General features: G+C 38.5%; 13 protein-coding genes and 1 tRNA gene. 5 read left to right on the top strand and 9 right to left on the bottom strand.

The window, feature by feature from the left end:
* Nucleotides 1-27: 27 nt before the first annotated feature.
* Nucleotides 28-1839, top strand: coding sequence for a translational GTPase TypA (typA, locus tag LO761_RS06640; RefSeq protein WP_272817501.1), 1812 nt, complete (start codon nucleotides 28-30; stop codon nucleotides 1837-1839).
* A gap of 393 nt (nucleotides 1840-2232) precedes the next feature.
* Nucleotides 2233-3480: a GntP family permease gene (locus tag LO761_RS06645; RefSeq protein WP_272817502.1), complete on the top strand. Its 1248-nt coding sequence runs from the start codon at nucleotides 2233-2235 to the stop codon at nucleotides 3478-3480.
* On the opposite strand, the gene LO761_RS06650 is transcribed toward LO761_RS06645, so the two are convergent.
* The 8 genes from LO761_RS06650 to LO761_RS06685 form a co-directional block, all read right to left on the bottom strand.
* Nucleotides 3467-4480, bottom strand: coding sequence for an aldo/keto reductase (locus LO761_RS06650; protein WP_272817503.1), 1014 nt, complete (start codon nucleotides 4478-4480; stop codon nucleotides 3467-3469). The two genes, LO761_RS06645 and LO761_RS06650, sit on opposite strands and share 14 nt — an antisense overlap.
* Nucleotides 4481-4483: 3 nt before the next feature.
* Entirely contained in the window at nucleotides 4484-4918 is a 435-nt protein-coding gene (locus LO761_RS06655; RefSeq protein WP_272817504.1) for a SufE family protein, read from the bottom strand.
* A 2-nt stretch (nucleotides 4919-4920) separates the two neighbouring features.
* A complete protein-coding gene (locus LO761_RS06660; protein WP_272817505.1) occupies nucleotides 4921-5934 on the bottom strand; it encodes a M20 family metallopeptidase in 1014 nt (337 codons plus the stop codon).
* A gap of 26 nt (nucleotides 5935-5960) precedes the next feature.
* Entirely contained in the window at nucleotides 5961-7718 is a 1758-nt protein-coding gene (locus LO761_RS06665; protein ID WP_272817506.1) for a gamma-glutamyl-gamma-aminobutyrate hydrolase family protein, read from the bottom strand.
* 47 nt (nucleotides 7719-7765) lie between these two features.
* Nucleotides 7766-8080, bottom strand: a complete 315-nt coding sequence (locus LO761_RS06670) for a DUF4491 family protein (protein WP_272817507.1) — start codon at nucleotides 8078-8080, stop codon at nucleotides 7766-7768.
* Nucleotides 8064-8552, bottom strand: a complete 489-nt coding sequence (locus LO761_RS06675) for an Lrp/AsnC family transcriptional regulator (RefSeq protein ID WP_272817508.1) — start codon at nucleotides 8550-8552, stop codon at nucleotides 8064-8066. Before LO761_RS06675 ends, LO761_RS06670 begins: the two co-directional genes overlap by 17 nt.
* Before the next feature lie 582 nt (nucleotides 8553-9134).
* A complete protein-coding gene (locus LO761_RS06680) occupies nucleotides 9135-10274 on the bottom strand; it encodes an acyltransferase family protein (protein ID WP_272817509.1) in 1140 nt (379 codons plus the stop codon).
* 25 nt (nucleotides 10275-10299) lie between these two features.
* Nucleotides 10300-11388 (bottom strand): acyltransferase family protein, encoded by a 1089-nt coding sequence (locus tag LO761_RS06685; RefSeq protein WP_272817510.1) that lies wholly within the window; start codon nucleotides 11386-11388, stop codon nucleotides 10300-10302.
* 168 nt (nucleotides 11389-11556) lie between these two features.
* On the opposite strand from LO761_RS06685, the gene LO761_RS06690 reads away from it, so the two are divergent.
* Both LO761_RS06690 and LO761_RS06695 read left to right on the top strand, forming a co-directional pair.
* The gene (locus LO761_RS06690; protein ID WP_272817511.1) at nucleotides 11557-12390 is read left to right on the top strand and encodes a glycerophosphodiester phosphodiesterase; all 834 of its coding nucleotides are present in this window, start codon (nucleotides 11557-11559) and stop codon (nucleotides 12388-12390) included.
* Between the two features lie 13 nt (nucleotides 12391-12403).
* Nucleotides 12404-13588: an esterase gene (locus LO761_RS06695; protein ID WP_272817512.1), complete on the top strand. Its 1185-nt coding sequence runs from the start codon at nucleotides 12404-12406 to the stop codon at nucleotides 13586-13588.
* Nucleotides 13589-13619: 31 nt separating this feature from the next.
* Here the strand turns inward: LO761_RS06695 and LO761_RS06700 are convergent.
* A tRNA-Arg gene (locus LO761_RS06700) sits at nucleotides 13620-13691 on the bottom strand.
* Nucleotides 13692-13938: 247 nt separating this feature from the next.
* Here LO761_RS06700 and LO761_RS06705 point away from each other — a divergent pair.
* The gene (locus LO761_RS06705; protein ID WP_272817513.1) at nucleotides 13939-17244 is read left to right on the top strand and encodes a TonB-dependent receptor plug domain-containing protein; all 3306 of its coding nucleotides are present in this window, start codon (nucleotides 13939-13941) and stop codon (nucleotides 17242-17244) included.
* The last annotated feature ends 213 nt before the right edge of the window (nucleotides 17245-17457 follow it).

Here is a 17457-nt window from a genome sequence, read left to right on the forward strand (position 1 = left end):
ACCTTTGCACCGAAATTTTAGGTTTATATGCAAGATATTAGAAACATTGCTATCATCGCCCACGTTGATCATGGTAAAACAACGTTGGTAGACAAGATGATGCTTGCGGGGCACTTGTTCCGTGAAGGAGAGGATAACAGTGGCCAGGTGTTGGACAGTAATGACCTGGAGCGAGAAAGAGGTATAACTATCCTCTCAAAGAACGTTTCCATACGTTATAAAGGAGTGAAGATTAATATTATTGATACTCCGGGACACTCTGATTTTGGCGGAGAAGTAGAGCGAGTTCTTAATATGGCCGACGGTTGTATTTTGTTGGTTGATGCCTTTGAAGGCCCGATGCCGCAAACTCGTTTTGTTCTTCAAAAGGCTTTGTCTATCGGTTTAAAGCCGATTGTCGTTATTAATAAAGTTGATAAGCCGAATTGTCGTCCTGAGGAAGTCAACGAAATGGTATTTGACTTGATGTGTAATTTGAATGCCACTGAAGACCAGTTGGAATATCCGGTTTATTATGGTTCTGCTAAGAACGGGTGGATGAGTACTGATTGGCAAAAGGCTGCGGAAAATATTAATGCATTGCTTGATGGCATTATTGAATATATTCCTGCTCCTAAGCAATTGGAAGGTGCTTGTCAGATGTTAATCACTTCTTTAGATTATTCTTCCTATACCGGTCGTATTGCGGTTGGTCGCGTTAATCGAGGATCCGTCCGTCAGGGTATGGATGTTATGCTGGCTAAGCGCGATGGCAGTTTCATTAAGCAGCGTATTAAAGAGCTTGATACTTTCGAAGGCATGGCCCGTAAGAAAGTAGATGAAGTTGATTCTGGTGATATTTGTGCTATCGTCGGTTTGGAGAATTTCGAGATAGGAGAGACTATTTGCGATGTTGAAAATCCGGAAGCTCTTCCGCCCATTGCTATTGATGAGCCTACTATGAGTATGTTATTTACAATCAATGATTCACCATTCTTTGGCCGAGATGGGAAGTACGTTACTTCTCGTCATGTTCAGGAGCGTTTGATACGTGAGTTGGATAAGAATTTGGCTTTGCGTGTGCGTAAAGCCGAAGGTGAGGATGGAAAGTGGATCGTTTCAGGTCGTGGTGTTCTTCATCTGTCTGTTTTGATTGAGACTATGCGTCGTGAGGGATACGAGTTACAAGTTGGTCAGCCACAGGTTATCATTAAAGAGATTGATGGTGTAAAAAGTGAGCCGATAGAGGAGCTGACTATCAGTGTGCCTGAGGAATATGCCAGTAAGATGATTGATATGGTTACCCGCCGTAAAGGGGATATGACTTCTATGGAGACTCAGGGTGACCGTGTAAACATAGAGTTCGATATTCCGTCACGCGGTATTATTGGTTTGAGAACCAATGTGCTGACAGCTTCACAGGGCGAGGCAATTATGGCTCATCGTTTTAAGGATTACCAGCCGTATAAAGGCGATATTATTCGTCGTACTAACGGTTCTATGATTGCGATGGAAAGTGGAACGGCTTTCGCTTATGCGCTTGATAAACTACAGGATAGAGGTCGGTTTTTTATCAATCCTCAGGAAGAAGTTTATGCCGGTGAGGTTGTTGGAGAGCATGTCCATGAGAATGATTTGGTTGTCAATGTTACGAAAGCAAAGAAGTTGACTAATATGCGTGCTTCCGGTGCTGATGATAAGGCACGAATCATTCCTCCGGTGGTATTTTCTTTGGAAGAGGCTTTGGAATATATCAAGGAAGATGAGTATTTAGAGGTTACACCAAAGGCGATGCGAATGCGAAAGATTATTTTGGATGAGACAGAACGTAAGAGACGTAATAAGTCGGAAGCATCTTAAATTAAGAAAAGATTTCTATGTATTAAGTGCTGGGGGAGAGCTTCAGCACTTTTTTTGTTGTCTTTTGGAATTTTGAAAAAGATAAAAATACCCGAATCCATCGATGAAAATAGAAATGTTTGTTGATATATTTGGATGCAAGTACGTAGAAATAGATTCTTTGGTTTTCTTATATATTGGCATGATAAAAGAGTTTAGCCTTTATTGCCGTATTTCTTCTTCTGACAAACTTTTACTTTTCAAAAGAGATAAGATAATTCACTCAACTGATACGTATGAGTTGCCAAATTCTGACTTATTGATTCATAGATGCCTAACTTTTTCTTATATTGCTTGTAATTTTTTAATGGATACATTAACTTCGGACTCACAAAATTTGAAAGAACGGAATATATGTCAGCACTCGGAGCAATTCTTGGATTAATATTAGCTATTTTTCTGATTATCAAAAAACTGTCACCCGTATATAGCTTGATTATTGGAGCTATGATTGGGGCTTTGATAGGCGGATTTTCGTTAGTAGATTCTGTGAAGGTGATGACTGATGGTGTGAAAGATGTTACTCCGGCTATTATCCGAATTTTGACAGCCGGTGTATTGTCCGGTGCACTGATCAAATCGGGTGCAGCTACGACTATTTCGAATGCGATAGTACGTTTTATGGGTGAGAAGTTTGTACTAACTTCACTTGCTATTACTACTATGTTGCTATGTGGAGTTGGTGTGTTTATTGATGTTGCCGTAATTACGGTCGCGCCTATTGCGTTGACTATCGGAAACAAGTTACGTATTCCGACGCCTTTACTTCTGCTCGCCATGATAGGTGGTGGTAAATGTGGAAATGTCATTTCTCCTAATCCGAATACAATTATTGCTGCTGAGAACTTTGGCGCGGAGTTGTCATTGGTAATGGTGGCTAATATTATTCCGGCTATCGTTGGGCTATTGTTTACTCTTTTTGTTGCAGTTAAGCTGATTCCTAAGTATGGACCGATTTATAATCAGGCTGTTACGGTTAAGGAAGAGCAGAATCTACCTTCGTTAAGACGTAGTCTGGTTGCCCCCGTAGTAACAATTATATTATTGGCACTACGTCCGATTTTCGGAATAACTATCGACCCGTTGATAGCTCTCCCTATCGGAGGTATAGCAGGAATGGTAGCCATGGGACAGACCAACCGTTTATTAGAGAGTACGGAGTTCGGATTGCAAAAGATGTCAGGAATAGCAATATTATTAATAGGTACGGGAACGATAGCAGGAGTAATAAAGTCTTCATCTTTAAAAGATTGGATTCTTTCCGCTCTTTCCGGAATGAATTTAAACGAAGCAATTATTGCTCCCATATCCGGAGCATTGATGTCTGCCGCCACCGCTTCTACTACAGCAGGAGCGACGATAGCCTCCGCTTCTTTTTCCGACACTATTCTGTCTGTTGGTATTTCAGGCGTATGGGGCGCGGCAATGATTAATGCCGGAGCAACGGTTTTAGACCACCTGCCGCATGGTTCATTTTTTAATGCAACAGGTGGAGTGTGTGAATTGAACTTTAAAGAACGGTTGTGGTTGATACCCTATGAAACGATGATAGGAATTGTTTTGGCAACAAGCTCAACGATAGCTTATCTTATGATTGTTTAGATAACGCTATAGCATCTATTTTCTTCAGTTCTTCGGGAGTAAAGTCTGTTTTATTAATTGCTTTCAGGTTATCGGCCAATTGTCCTATCGAACTAGCTCCAACGATGACGCTTGTCACCATCTCATCTTTTAATATCCAAGCGAGAGACATTTCAGCTAACGTTTGGTTACGTTGTGTCGCCATGTCATTTAAAGTTTTGATTTGCTGCAATCTGTTTGGAGTGAGACTTTCTTTTTTCAAATGTCCTCCGTGAGCAATGCGGGAGTCTGTCGGAATACCATTCAGATATCTGTTTGTTAACAACCCTTCGGCTAATGGAGAGAAAGCGATAAAACCCGTACCATGTTCTTTTGCCTGCTTTAGAATCTCTTTTTTCTCAGGAGTCTGATCGAATATATTGTATCGTCCTTGATAAAGTAGACAATGTACGTCGTGTTCTTCCAGATAGCGATAAGCAAATTCTGCTGCATCTTGAGGATAGTTAGATATCCCGACATAAAGTGCTTTCCCTTGTCGAACGATATCTGCCAATGTCTGAAGCGTTTCTTCAAGCGGAGTCTTCGGATCAAAACGGTGGCTATAAAAAATGTCTACATAATCCAGATTCATTCGTTTCAGGCTCTGATCTAAACTTGCTGTCAGGTATTTGCGTGATCCCCAATCGCCGTAAGGTCCAGGCCACATGTCATATCCGGCTTTGGTAGAAATGAACAGCTCATCGCGATAAGGGCGGAACGATTTTCTCATGATTAATCCGAAAGTTTCCTCAGCAGATCCGTATGAAGGACCGTAATTATTTGCTAAATCAAAGTGTGTAATACCATGATCGAACGCATAATGTGCCATTGCCAATGAATTAGAGAACGGATTTACATCGCCAAAGTTGTGCCAAAGTCCCAACGAGATTTCCGGCAGCATAATGCCACTCTTTCCGCATCGGCGATACTTCATACCATTGTTATAACGGTCGGTAGCAGGTGTATATTTTGGATTAATCATATCTTATATTTTTGTTTCTTCTTTTGTTTTGAAAGCGAGAGCATAAAGTCGTATTTGTTTAATCATGGCAGCCAATCCGTTGCTGCGGGTGGGAGATAAGTGTTGACTCAGTCCTATTTTATCAATGAAATACAGATTAGTATTCAAAATCTCATCTGGAGTATGGTTGGAAAGAACTCGAATCAATAACGCAATGATGCCTTTTACTATCAGAGCGTCACTTTCTGCTTGAAAGAGAATTTTGCCATCCGTATAATCAGCTTGCAGCCAAACCCGACTTTGGCAACCATTAATCAGATTCTGTTCAGTTTTATACTTTGGATTTAGCTCTTTTTGTTCACTGCCCATATCAATCAACAATTGGTATTTGTCCATCCAATCATCCAATCCGCTGAATTCATCAATCACTTCATCTTGTAATTCATCAATCGTTTTCATGCTTATTGCTCCTTATAAATAACATTCATAACAGTTTGTCCTACCGCCTTTAGCGTGTTTATGTCGATATTTTCAAAAGTATCGTTCACCGTATGCCAAGTCGGTCCAAACGAAGATTGTTGGCAAGTTGGGTCATAATTAATGATATCCACACATGGGATGTGTGCATATTGATAGACATAATTATGATCATCGGTAACGTATCCGCCGTCTTGTTTTATGAAATAATTTCCAAAGCCTGCTTTATGCGCTTCTTTCCATATCTTTTTCATAGGTGAAGAAGCAGTTTCTCTGGAGAATCCCTCGTAGTAGAATGTGGAATTTTTACCTCCTACCATGTCAAGTAAAATACCAAAACGGGCATGATATCCGTCTACATGCGGACGACGTCCCCAATACTGAGCTCCCAGACACCACGTATCTTCTATATTTCCGTTTGTTTTTTCAAATTGAGGTGTTCCATAGTCTTCCGAATCAAAAAATATGATGTCAATACCTAATGGCGGTTGCTTTAATTGAATCTGACGAGCGATTTCCATGAGTACACCAACACCACTTGCGCCATCGTTTGCTCCATCAATGGGGGTGCGATGGTTTTTTTTATCCGGATCATTGTCAGCATAAGGGCGACTGTCCCAATGAGCACATAATAATATACGCTTTTGATTTTCAGGATTGTAACTGCCAATGATATTGGTTGATTTCAAGACTTTTCCATCCCAGGCTACTAAATCAGCATTCTGAGTAATTACCTTAGCTCCAAATTTGTTCATTTGGCCGATAAGATACTCACTGCAGTTTCTATGAGCCGCTGTGTTTGGCACGCGTGGTCCGAAGTCTGTTTGTTTCTTTATATATGTATAAGCACTGTCTGCGTTAAAAGCCGGAACAGGAATCTCTTTCTTTGTCGTTTCTTCCGTTTCTTCTATTTTATTGTTCCTGCTGTTAGCGCATGAGACTGCGCCGATTAGAGAGAGAATCAGCATTGGTAAAAAAAAGTATAATTTTATTTTCATATTCTTTTATTTATTTCGGTACAAAGTTAATTATTTCCTTGTACTTCGTTCATTACTCGTAGGAAGTTTCCTCCCCAAATCTGTTGAATGTCAACATCGGAGTACTGTTCTTTTAATAACATTTTAGTAAAGTTGATTAGTTCTGACGCATTAGCACAACCAGTTACGCCACCATCACCGTCAAAATCCGTTCCAATTCCAACATGTTCGATGCCCATGACGCTGACCATGTGATTTAAATGGTGAATTGCATCCATAACAGTAGCTTGTCCGTTGGTTCGTAAGAATCTATTATATAAAGTAACTTGGGCGACACCACCTTTTCTGGCTAAAGCAATCAATTGCTCATCATCCAAATTACGAGGGTGATTGCAGATGGCTCGAGCAGAAGAATGAGATGCAACAATAGGTTTGCTACTGATATCTAATGCGTTATAGAAAGTGTGACGTCCTGTGTGTGAGATGTCCACCATCATACCGACACGATTCATTTCTTTAATGACTTGTTCGCCAAAGGGAGTAACTCCCATATTCAAGTCATTATCTATTGCCGATCCGCAAATCTGATTATTTCCGTTGTGACAGAGTGTCATATAGACCACTCCGCGTTGACGAAATCGTTCTACATTAGTCATATCTTTTCCTATGGCATAACCGTTTTCGATACCTATGAAGATAGCTTTTTTGCCTTTGTCCTTCAACTTTTGAATGTCTTCAGGTTTATAAGCGATACTGACGGACGTATTATGCTTCTTTATCATGGCCTCAATTTCACTTAAAATACGGTCGGCTTTTGCAGTAGCAGCTTCTAAATCTTCATCAGATAGTCCAAGTTGTTTTAAGTAAGCTACCATAATAGTAGCATCCAACATCCCTTCTGTCATCTTATGAAGGTCGACCAATATTCGTTTGTCGCGACTTCCAAAATCAATGTGCCGGTCGAAAGCCATGGGAGTATCGCAATGGGTGTCTAATGTAATGAACTTGTTATGCAGGCTTTTAGCCTTTTTAAAGAAACTTGCTTCTTTAATGAGCCACTCAAAGATAGGCATCATTGAGGTGTCTCCGTTGCTAATAAAGCATTCCGGATGCCACTGTACACCAAGCATAGGCTTACATTCAGCGGATTCGATTGCTTCAATAACACCATCCGATGCTATGGCAGAAACCTTGAATCCGACAGCTGTTTTTCTTACTGCCTGGTGATGGAATGAATTAACAGGAATATTTTCTTTACCTATTATATTATATAATAAGGTATCTTTTTTGATTGTTACCGTATGGGAAGCGTAGGGGCGGTCTAAATCTTGGTTATGTTTGATGGTCTGTTTTTCTCTTTGAGAGTAAATATCCTGATAAAGTGTCCCATCCATTGCAAAGTTGAGGATTTGAATACCACGGCAGATTCCTAAAATCGGGATTTGTCGATCGGACGCCAGCTTTGTGAGGAGAAGTTCTTGTTTATCCCTGCGAGCATTAATATTATGCAATTCCGGAATTGGCTCTTCATTCAAACAGAGTGGATTAATATCTCCTCCACCGGTCAGAATTAAACCGTCAATAGTGTTTAAGACATTGAGAATTACATTTGTATCATCGGTGGGCGGCAATATAAACGGAATACCTCCCGCTTTTATAATGGACGTGTAGTATGCTTCCGCAAGTGTACACTCACTGTCGTGAAAGTTCCCTGTCAATCCGATTATCGGAGCTTGCTTGTAGTTGGGAAAGTGTTGAAGCAATTCTTCGTATACTGCGGAAATATCAAAAGGATTTGATTTCATACGCTCTTTTTTATAGATAAAACAAAGATACGCAGAAAATTTGTATTTTACTTATAATCGTCTTTACGTTTTGGATTCATTGGAAACCAGCCTCTCAAAACTCGTTTCCTTTGTTCAAATACTTCGAGTATACTCCAAAAACAGGAAAAAGAAAATACGCCAATAAGTGTGGATAGCAAAATATCTTTAATAAGCAGGCATGAAATAATGCCAACAATTCCCAAAAGCAGGAAGACCCACCAGCATTTTACTCCAAAATAATACTCGCTCTTTACCACGATAGGGTGAAAAATCCCAATCATTAGAAAAGTGCAAATCCCTATAATAAGACCGTCGAAATGAATATTATTTAGCGTTTCCATTCACGTCGGCATCTTCATTCGAGATGGGAATCTCACGCTTTATACTCTGATCAAGAGAAATTAGAGTCTCTGTAGATGTAACACCGGGTATTTCTTGAATCTTAGAGTTTAAAAGATCCATAAGGTGTTCATTATCGTGAGAATATAATTTAGTAAGCATTGTATAGGGACCTGTTGTGAAGTGGCATTCAACGATTTCTGGAATCTTCATTAATTGTTTTACGACTTCTTTATACATGGATCCTCTTTCAAGTTTGATGCCTACATAAGTGCATGTGCGATATCCTAAACTCTTTGGATTAACGATATAACCGGAACCAACAATGACACCCAAATCAATCAAGCGTTGAACGCGTTGATGGATGGCAGCTCGTGATACACCACATTCCGCAGCTACGTCCTTAAAAGGGATGCGTGCGTTTAAAGTAATAATTTCCAAGATCTTTCGGTCAAGGTTGTCAATCTTTTCCATAATTTGATAAAATTCATTTTGTAAGCAAATATAGACCTTTTTTTTAATTATTCTATCAAAAAGAAGAAAAATTGTATTTTTCTGCTCAAAAAAGGATATCGAAATACTCCAGTTCGAGAGGAAGAAACTTAAAATGAGATGTATTGATTTATATCTTCAATGGTATTTCCTACAAGTATAGATTACTTCTTTTTAGAAGAGCACACAGTCTTTTTAGAAACCGATCATGGACAGTTACTATTCCCGTGCATACAAATGGGGAAAGAGAATATGGTTGAGTTTCTATATTCATCAGAAAAATTATTTGTTTTATATAAGTGATTTAATCGTTTCACATAAGTGATTCACTTGTTTCACATAAGTGATTCACTTGTTTCACAGATGTGATACACTTGTTTCACATAGGTGAAACATAAGAATCATCTGTATGAATTGAACAACTTATATGAATCACTTTTCTTAGTCTCTTGATGATAAATTTAAAGAACCTAACGAAAAGAAGAAAACATCGTTTAAATATGCCGCAAGGATGTTTTGCCTTCTCGTTAGGCTCGATATGATTTTTTACATTAATAGTTAGTGTTATACTTTTAAGAAGATGCGTTTTCTATATAAAAAGTATAAGAAGAGCCAACATACAGTAATATAGCATATATCTTTCAAGGTAGGTTGGAGTATCTCTGAGAACTGTCGGACGAGTCCGTTGGTTAGCTGATTCGAAGTGTATTGGAAGTTGATGAATTGCTGCGCCAAATATATAGTAATAGGATTCATTCCGATAACGATGAAAGGAAAACTCCATTTGCGTAAATTGCGTACATCTATGATATAATAGAATAAGGCGAACATTAGGATGGAATACGCGCCGACAACAAGGACAAAGGTACTGGTCCATAACTTTTTATTAATAGGGAATATTGTGCTCCATGCAAGACCGACGATCAACATGATGATTCCGGCAGCGACCATATAAAGTACTTTCTTATTATCTGTTACATCTTTTCGACGAACCCATTCTCCGGTCAACATACCTAAAAGAGCAGTAGCAATAGCAGGAATAGTACTAAGTACTCCTTCGGGGTCGAGCATGCCTCCTTCAAGTGGGCAACTGGGAAGAATCATCCTGTCTAAGTAGCCTTCCAAGCAACCGTCGTGTGAGAAGCTGTCTGCTCCGGCCGGCGCATCGGGGGAAGCTATCAGGCTGACTAAATAATAGCCTATCAGGATAATGGCAACTATTCCAATGCGAGCTTTTGTCTTCGAATTGATATAAATCAGGGCAGCGAACATCCAACCCAATCCGATTCGGGCTAAAACGCTGGCATATCGTGCATGAGCGAAATCAAACGTGCTTAGTATGCCATTGTATATAATACCTAAAATGATTAATATGATGCCTCTTTTGATAATCTTTTTATAGATGTCTTTTCTGCTTTTCCCTTGCAGTTGTTGTTTGGCGTAAGAAAAAGGAAATGAAATTCCGGCTATGAAGAGAAACAGAGGGAAGATAGTGTCATGATGATGAAATCCATGCCATTCAACATGTTCCATCTGATCGGCTAAAGCCTGAAAGAAAGAGGTTGGCCATATATTAGCTAATGAAGCGATGAGGGCGGCGCCTCCCATGATGAAAAACATATCAAAGCCTCGTAAGGCATCCAGTGATTGCAATCGCTTTGGCAATTGAGCTGCGGCGATTTTTTTTTCTTTCGAAGAATTCATATTATATTATTCATTTATTATTAATTCAGATTTTAATGAAAATACGTTGGCGATACATAAACCAAAGAATTAGGAATATAATCATATAATTTCCAAAGGTAATCCAGACGGGATAATAAGTGTCACCCAAGTATTGTCGCATGCCATAGCCGAGAGATTCGAATGCGGATCGGAAGTTAATTTTCTCTCCTACGAAATAGGCAACAATGGAATTCATGCCATAAAACTTTAACCAATTTAAGCCTTTGCGAATACCCAGATAGTCAATGACAAAATAGAATAAAGCCATTAACAAAAAACTGATTCCTCCTGCAAACAGGCACATACTACAAGTCCAGATATGCTTGATGATAGGCATTTGTAAGCTCCATAATAAGGCAGCTACAATTAACCCGACTCCTACTATAAACAAAGTACGGGCTGCTCTTAATTTTTCTTCTTTTGCTTTTTTCATAATCTGTCCGGCAAACGCGCCCAGCATGACTGTCACTCCGAATGTTAAGCTACTCCATATCCATGTATAATTCGGATCGCCGCAGAAGCGTCCCATCATAGCCTGATCAACTTTATATGCAAAGTTTCCCGTAGGAGTCCAATCTCCACAGAATGTCATCGGAATCCAATATATAATTAGAAGAGCAGCTGTAGCAATAATCTGCTTTCTCATTCCTTTGCAATAGGCTAGAATAAATGCCGTAATCAGATAGCCGGCAGCTATAGATTGTAATGTGTTGACATATATGTGTATATCGTTTGGATCAAATCCCAGAAGATTTCCCTGACAAATCATACCTAATATAAATAATATAATGAAACGACGGAAGACTTTTTTCCAAAGGGCTTTGTGATTATTCGCAAATTTTGCCAGAGAGAAAGGCATGGATGCTCCGGCCATAAAGAGGAAGAGTGGCATTACCATATCCCAACAGCGGAATCCTTCCCATGGTTCATGACTGAACTGGTATAAAATAGGTTCTAATGTTGGATTGTCATAGGCCCTTGCCCAAGCAGAAAAAATTGGCTCAAAGCAAACTAACATGAAAAGATCAAATCCTCGGAGAATGTCGAGGGAAGCTAAACGACCTTTAGGCATTTGTCTGACGGTGTTTTCCATTTGTTTTGATTTACATATTTTTTCAAAGATACAATCTTTTTTATTAAGTATATATTCTGATATAAATAAATTAAAAAGAAAAAGAACAAAAATTAGTTTATGTAGATGATTTTTCATATTTTTAGCCTTGAAAAAGAATCAAGAAAGGCTAGCAGTATAATAAATAACATGAAAAAGTCATACCTTAGATTTATCTTTTTTGCTTTTGCTTTATGCTCTTCCGGATTAGTTTTGGCTCAAGAGCATGTTACTCGTGTCTTTGCCCATCGTGCCGGTCGTGCGGAACAAGACGAAAATACCTTGTCTGCGTTTCAAGCAACATATACAGCCGGAATTAATGGATTTGAAACAGATGTTCGCATGACCAAAGATGGAAATCTTATCATCTCTCATGATAATTCATTGCAGAGAATGACAACTTCCGAAGGTATCATTGAGGAGATGGAAACGGCAGAGTTGAAAAAAGTGGTAACTAAAAAGGGGCATAAACTATTGTTCCTTGATGAGTTATTAGATTTTTTGAAAGATAAGCCCAACTTATATGTTGAGTTTGAAATGAAAACCAGTGAAACAAATCTCTATCCGGATGATAGGATCCCTGAGTATTGCGAGAAAGTTTATAAGGCCATTAAAGCAAAGATGCCGGAAGATGCTGATTTTTCTATGACTTCTTTTGATTATCGTCCGTTAAGATATATGCGTCAGCATCACCCAGATATGGCTTTGTTGTATATATCGGGTAATCCATGTTGCGATCAGACTATAGAGGTTTGTAAAACGTTAGGAATAAAGCGTATGGGTGTTACTTTAGGAGGAACATCACGCGATGCGGTTGTTAAAGCTCATAAGGAAGGTTTAACAGTTAGTCTATGGCCCGGGACAAAAGTTGAAGACACCATATTGGGTATTGCGTTAGGCGCAGATTTGCTTTGTACCGATATTCCACAGCAAGTAAAGAATATGCTGAAGGTTAGAATGCCTGAGGTAAAAGTTAAATACTAATATATTACTAATTATGAAAAGAACATTATTTTGTGTAGTTACATTGTTTATGAGTATGGTCTCCTTTGCTCAGCAAGCATTATGGGACAGAGCACCGGTTGTTTCCCCGGAAATTCATGCAGACAATACAGTTACTTTTCGCTTAAAAGCACCGAAAGCTATCCGTGTTCAGGTTACCGGAGATTTTCTTCCTCCGCGTATTGTTCAAACTCCAAGGGGAGAAGCTGAAACTTCTGGTATTGCAGATTTGACAGAAAAAGAAAATGGCATCTGGGAATATACTACTCCACAGCCATTAAATTCAGAGCTTTATAGTTACGCTTTTATTGTGGACAATTTGAAAGTTTTGGATCCTGCCAATATAAATGTGAATCGAGACGTAGCAACACTGAGTAATATCTTCTTTATCAGAGGAGGAAAAGGAGATTTATACGAGGTAAATGAAGTGCCTCATGGGACGGTGTCTAAAGTTTGGTACGATAGTCCAACGTTGAAAATGAAGCGTCGTATGACTGTTTACACTCCTGCCGGTTATGAGGATAGCGGAAAGAAGTATCCTGTATTTTATTTGCTTCATGGCGCTGGTGGAGACGAGGAAGCATGGATGACATTAGGACGTACATCTCAGATACTTGATAACTTGATAGCTCAAGGGAAGGTAAAACCAATGATAGTTGTGATGCCGAACGGCAATGCCGACCAAGAAGGTGCTCCGGGATTTGCTCCTGCTGATAAATCAGAGTCAAGTAAAGTATTTATGCAAGGCTCTTTTGAGGAATCATTCCCAGATATTATCAAGTATATAGAGAAGCATTATCGTGTTATTAACAATAAAGCAAACAGGGCAATTGCCGGACTTTCTATGGGTGGATTCCATTCGCTTCATATCTCTAAATATTATCCGGATATGTTTAATTATGTTGGTTTGTTCTCAGCAGCGATTAATCCGCGTAAAGATGCAGCTTCTCCGGTTTATGAGGATATGGAAGGCAAATTGAAAATACAATTCGCTAAGAAACCTGCGTTATATTGGATTGGCATAGGCAATAAAGACTTCTTATATCAAAATAATGTCGATTATCGTAAGTTGCTTGATGCTAACGGATATAAGTATACTTATTATGAATCGGATGGAGGACATATTTGGAGAAACTGGAGAATATATTTGTCCATGTTTACACCGCTATTATTTAAATAGGTATAAATTGAAAACTACGGAGATGTGGTAGTAGCCCCGAGCAGAATCGAACTGCTATCTAAAGTTTAGGAAACTTCTATTCTATCCGTTGAACTACGAGGCCGTTAGTGAATAAAATATTTACTTCGCAAAGGTAGTTCTTTTTATGGATATGTTCGCAAGAATATTAATCTTTTCTTTTATTTGAGAATTTTACAATAGAAGAAGTGCTAACAATGAGTCGGACAAGAAGAATTTTCTTCTTTCCGACTCTTTTTTACATTAAAGTAACAAATATCTCTTTAGATTTTATTACATTTGTGATGTCTTATGAATAGAAAATTCTAAATTTTAATTAATTATTGAGACCTATGTTAAAAAGAATGCGATCTTTCTTGGCAATCGTTTTAATGATGATTGCTGCAAGTGTCAACGCACAGATTACTACCTCTACACTGAGCGGTAAAGTTGTTGATGCAAATGGAGAAGCCATTATTGGCGCAACGGTTCAGGCTACACATACGCCTTCTGGTACACATTATGGAACTGTTACCAATATGGATGGACTCTACACTATCCAAGGTATGCGTACGGGCGGCCCTTACACTGTTGAGATTTCCTTTATTGGTTATCAAACGGTAAACTATCCTGACGTTAACTTATCACTTGGTGAGATTTTCAATTTGAATACTACATTAAAAGAATCTTCAGAAGTGTTGGATGAGGTTGTGGTTATTGGTACGACTTCTAAGTTCAATAATGTGAAGACAGGTGCGTCTACCAATGTCTCGAACAACGACATTATTAATATGCCTACTGTTAATCGTAGTATTTCTGATTTGGCAAAGCTTTCTCCTTATTCGAACGGAATGAGCTTTGCCGGTGGTGACGGACGTTCTACAAATTTCACTGTTGATGGTGCTAACTTTAACAATAACTTTGGTTTGAGTTCTGCCCTTCCTGGAGGTGGTACTCCTATTTCTATTGATGCTATTGAGGAAATGCAGATTGTTGTTGCTCCTTATGACGTTCGTCAATCTAACTTCGTAGGTGGTGGTATCAATGCTGTTACTAAATCCGGTACGAATACATTTAAAGGTACAGTTTATGGCTATTATTATGATCAGAATCTTCGTGGTAACAAGATTAATGGCATAAGCTTGAATGGAGATGATGGTAAACGTACAGAAGAGTCTCAGAAGACTTATGGTTTCACTTTAGGTGGCCCTATTATTAAGAATAAGTTATTCTTCTTTGCTAACTTCGAGAAGAATGATGAGCCACAAGATGTAATTCAGTATCGTCCTTCTTCAGACAAGGTTGCTATTCTTCAGCAGGTTAAAGATAAATTGATTAATGATTATGGTTATGATCCAGGTGCATGGGATAACTATCCGGGAGGTAATACAAACACGAAGTATTTGGCTCGTATTGATTGGAATATCACTGATAGACATAAATTAGCTGTTCGTTTTAATAAAACCATCAATGAAGTTTGGTATTCTCCGAACGGTAACTCTTGCGATGATAACTATCGTAATCGTGGGTATAACCGTGCAAGTGAGATATCGACTGCATTCTCTAATAATATGTACAGTCAGAAAAATAATGTTACTTCATTTGCAGGTGAATTGAACAGCCGTTTCACTGACAAAATTTCTAACCAGTTGATTGTAACTCATACAAACATTGATGATCAGCGTGGTTCAAATTCAGCTTTGTTCCCTCACGTTGATATTATGTCTGGTGATTATAGTAGCGGTAATTTTATTCCTTATATGTCTTTTGGTCATGAATTATTTTCTTATAATAATGGTGTGACAAATAAGACTACAAACGTTACTGATAACTTCACTTACTATGTAGGTAACCATAAGGTTACTGCTGGTGCTCTTTATGAGTACATGACAGCGACTAATTCTTATATGCGTAATGGTACTGGTTATTATCGTTTCGCTAATTATCAGGATTTCTTGAATGGTAATCTTCCTTTGAGTTTCGCTTTGACTTATGGTTATGATGGTAATCCTAAACCTGCAGGTGTTGTTACTTATAATCAGTTTGGCTTTTATGCTCAAGATGATTGGAATATTACTCCAAAATTCAAATTGAATTATGGTGTTCGTGTGGATGCTTTGGTTTTCGATGATTCGGATTTGACTACTAATACAGCTATTGCAAACTATAATTTGGGCGGTCGTTTTATTGATACAGGTAAATATCCTTCTACTCATCCTCAAGTTTCTCCACGTGTAGGTTTTAATTGGGATGTACGTGGTGATAAGAGTTTGGTCATCCGTGGAGGTTCCGGTTTGTTCATGGGCCGTTTGCCATTAGTATTTTTCACTAATATGCCACAATATAGTGGTACTATCCAGGGTTCCGTTTTAAAAGGAGACTATAGCTCAAAAATAAGCAATGGTGAAGTTGTATATACAGAAGCTCAAAGAAAAACTTTAAGTAAACTCGTTTCTGGAGGTAAGATTGTAACAAACACAGACGAAATGATCAGAATCTTAGGCTTACCTACAGCATACGATCCAACAAGTACATCTCTGGGATCTAATGCATATATCTCTGCTGTTGACCCGGACTTCAAGATGCCGCAAATTTGGAAATCTTCTATTGCTGTTGATTATCAGATTCCGGTATCTTTCCCATTGACTGTAACTGGTGAGTTTATGTATAATAAGACTATTTATGGTACAATGGTTTCTGATTGGAATATCAATACTTCAGCTGTTGCAAATTCAAGATTCAGTGGTGTTGATGACCGTATTGACTATAAAGGTGTTGGTAGTTATACTTACGGATCATCTTCTGCGTATGTAATGACTAATACAAAGAAAGGGTATGGCTGGAATGCTAATATTACTTTGAAAGCACAACCAACTCAGAACTTGAACTTGATGCTATCTTATACCAAGACAGAGTCTAAGGAAATTACTGGTATGCCAGGTTCTGCCGCAAATTCTACTTATACAGGGCTTTATACTGTAAGTGGTGCTGAATTTACAGGCTTGCAGCGTTCACAGTATGTTATTCCTGATAAGTTATTGTTCAATGTCGGCTACTTTGTACCATTCAAGTTTTTCCATGGTGATGGCTTACATATTAATGCTATTTATACTGCATATTCTCCTAATGGATATAGCTACATTTATTCTAATGATATGAATGGTGATGGCAATAGTGCGGATTTGATGTATATTCCTAAGAATGAGACGGAGTTGAACTTTACATCTGAAGCTGATCGCTCTGCATTCTGGAAGTTCGTTGAGCAGGATAAGTATTTGAGCAGTCATAAAGGAGAATACGCAGAAGCTAATGCTGCTCGCTCTCCTTGGGTCCATAAGCTTGATCTTCGTTTGTCTGAGGACTTTACATTCAATATCGGTAAAACTAAACATTCGTTCGAGTTAAGTTGCAGTTTCACTAACGTGTTGAATATGTTAAACTCTAAGTGGGGAGTTCAGAAGTTCTCTTGTTACCAAACAAGTTTTGGAACAAATACAGTTAGTCCTTTGAAGTATGAAGGCAAGAACAATGCCGGTCAGCCAACTTATTCGTTTAATAAGGTAGGCGATGCTTATCCTACAGATACTTTTAATAAGTATTACGTAAATACAGGTCAGACTTGGCACGTACTTATAGGTTTAAAGTATAAGTTCAATTAATTTAGGATATTTCTAATAAAGATAAGCCAACTGATTTGCAATGAATCAGTTGGCTTATTTCTTATAAAATTGATTGCGCCTAAAACATCATTATATGCTGGTATATATAATAGGGGTTATTTTGTTGCTATAGCCTGCTAACCATAAAGAGATAGTCTCTATTGCCGCGTGGTTTATGTTGGCAGAGCTCTTTCTTTTCTTCTTTCTTTCACA

Source organism: Phocaeicola oris (assembly GCF_021295095.1).
In the GTDB taxonomy this organism is placed as follows: domain Bacteria; phylum Bacteroidota; class Bacteroidia; order Bacteroidales; family Bacteroidaceae; genus Phocaeicola; species Phocaeicola oris.

What these genes read in the sequence shown, in the direction of transcription:
- typA (WP_272817501.1), top strand. Translation starts at nt 28, where the DNA reads ATGCAAGATATTAGAAACATTGCTATCATCGCCCACGTTGATCATGGT.
- LO761_RS06645 (WP_272817502.1), top strand. Translation starts at nt 2,233, where the DNA reads ATGTCAGCACTCGGAGCAATTCTTGGATTAATATTAGCTATTTTTCTG.
- LO761_RS06650 (WP_272817503.1), bottom strand. Translation starts at nt 4,480, where the DNA reads ATGATTAATCCAAAATATACACCTGCTACCGACCGTTATAACAATGGT.
- LO761_RS06655 (WP_272817504.1), bottom strand. Translation starts at nt 4,918, where the DNA reads ATGAAAACGATTGATGAATTACAAGATGAAGTGATTGATGAATTCAGC.
- LO761_RS06660 (WP_272817505.1), bottom strand. Translation starts at nt 5,934, where the DNA reads ATGAAAATAAAATTATACTTTTTTTTACCAATGCTGATTCTCTCTCTA.
- LO761_RS06665 (WP_272817506.1), bottom strand. Translation starts at nt 7,718, where the DNA reads ATGAAATCAAATCCTTTTGATATTTCCGCAGTATACGAAGAATTGCTT.
- LO761_RS06670 (WP_272817507.1), bottom strand. Translation starts at nt 8,080, where the DNA reads ATGGAAACGCTAAATAATATTCATTTCGACGGTCTTATTATAGGGATT.
- LO761_RS06675 (WP_272817508.1), bottom strand. Translation starts at nt 8,552, where the DNA reads ATGGAAAAGATTGACAACCTTGACCGAAAGATCTTGGAAATTATTACT.
- LO761_RS06680 (WP_272817509.1), bottom strand. Translation starts at nt 10,274, where the DNA reads ATGAATTCTTCGAAAGAAAAAAAAATCGCCGCAGCTCAATTGCCAAAG.
- LO761_RS06685 (WP_272817510.1), bottom strand. Translation starts at nt 11,388, where the DNA reads ATGGAAAACACCGTCAGACAAATGCCTAAAGGTCGTTTAGCTTCCCTC.
- LO761_RS06690 (WP_272817511.1), top strand. Translation starts at nt 11,557, where the DNA reads ATGAAAAAGTCATACCTTAGATTTATCTTTTTTGCTTTTGCTTTATGC.
- LO761_RS06695 (WP_272817512.1), top strand. Translation starts at nt 12,404, where the DNA reads ATGAAAAGAACATTATTTTGTGTAGTTACATTGTTTATGAGTATGGTC.
- LO761_RS06705 (WP_272817513.1), top strand. Translation starts at nt 13,939, where the DNA reads ATGTTAAAAAGAATGCGATCTTTCTTGGCAATCGTTTTAATGATGATT.